1 protein-coding gene is annotated in these 1,698 nt (G+C 36.4%); it reads left to right on the forward strand.

Annotation, left to right across the window (positions count from 1 at the left end):
• A partial coding sequence (locus E1171_RS01740) for a LysM peptidoglycan-binding domain-containing protein (protein ID WP_155203470.1) occupies window positions 1-1,698 on the forward strand: 1,698 nt, incomplete at both ends.

The following is a 1,698-nucleotide window of genomic DNA, read 5'->3' on the forward strand; positions in this document are numbered from 1 at the left end:
GATATTTATTTTCCATTAATTGAACAGGTATTGAGGGAGGAAGGAGTTCCTGAAGATTTTAAATTCCTGGCCATGCAGGAAAGTAGTTTTGTTGGAGATGCCGTTTCTTCCTCTAATGCGGTAGGGTATTGGCAATTCAAAAAACCGTCAGGCCAGGAAAATGGACTCCGGATTGATTCATATGTAGACGAACGCATGCATATCAAAGCCTCCACCAAGGGAGCTGCCCGATATTTGAAAAGAAATAATTTTTATTTTAAGAACTGGGCCAACACCCTTATCTCCTTTCATCAGGGATTAACGGGAACAAAAAAATTGGTTCATAAAAAAGATTTTAGTGCCTCCAAAATGGTGGTTGATAAAAAGACTTTTTGGTACCTAAAGAAATTTTTGTCCTACAAGATTGCCTATGAAAAGGCTGTTGGAAAAAACAAAAGCCCAAAGTTAGCCTTAAAACAATACAAAAAGGGAGGAGGAAAAGATTTAAAACAAATAGCACGTGAACTTAAGCTAGACCCTGAAGAGCTGATTACCTACAATAAATGGCTGAGAAAAGGGAAAATACCTAAAGAAAAGGAATATACTGTCTTTTACCCCGTATATGGAAGGGAAGCTGGCAAAACCATTGCCGATTCTTCTTCTCCTGTTGTGGAATCGAAAAAACCGTCCTCCACAAAGAAGAAGATTGAAGTGGAGTCAAAATATTTGCAGAAGCTGAATGAACAATTAAAAATTGCCAGACAAAACCCCTCAAAAATTGGACGTATAAATCGAATTCCTTCAGTTATTGCCGGAGCAAATGATAATGTGGCCAGCCTTGCTGAATTGGGAAATATTACCATAAGCAAATTCAGAAAATATAATGACCTAGGAAAAAATACTAAAATAAAAGAAGGACAACTTTACTACCTTAAACCAAAACGTCGAAAAGCACGCACTCATTTTCATATTGTAAAGGCAGGTGAAAATCTTTGGGGGATTTCTCAATTGTATGGTATAAAATTAAAGGTATTGATGCGCAAAAATCGAATAAAAACCATTAAACCTTTAAAAGCAGGGCGGGTGCTCTGGATGCGATTTATTCGTCCATCTCGTCAGGAAATTGAATATGTAGAACCTCCTGCAGGTAAAGACCTTTCTACAATAAATCAAAAAAATACTCAAAATCACTCTGAGGATATAATAGACAAGACTTTTACGGAACAAAATCAAAAGAATATCATACCCATCAAATCTGTTAAAAAGAAAAGGACAAAAGTTCCAGTTAACCAAAATTCAACCTCAACCTCATCAAAAAGGCCGGAAGGCTCTAACAATACTGCAAAATGGTCTGACCAAGCCGAAGAAAATCAAGATTCCTCCAAGATAAATTCTGTGCCTTTTTCAAAAAGTTCCTTGTCAGATAATGAGAAATCTGATGGAAGCTCCAAAAATGTAAAGCCGGAAGGCTCATATGGCCTTTATACCGTCAAAAAGGGAGATACATTCTACGGAATTTCTCGAAAATTTGGAGTCTCAGTGGAAAAAATCCTTCAGTGGAACCAATTAACCCTAAATAGCTCAATACGACCAGGCGATCAATTAAAAATAAATCGGAAAGCAAGAATAAAGTCTAATAAATCAAAAGAAACCCAAGTAAAAGAAAAAAGCTCTAAATTCATAAAACATCAAGTAGCTCCAGGAGAAACTTTATATGGA

The sequence above is a fragment of the Xanthovirga aplysinae genome, assembly GCF_009711365.1.
GTDB lineage: Bacteria > Bacteroidota > Bacteroidia > Cytophagales > Cyclobacteriaceae > Xanthovirga > Xanthovirga aplysinae.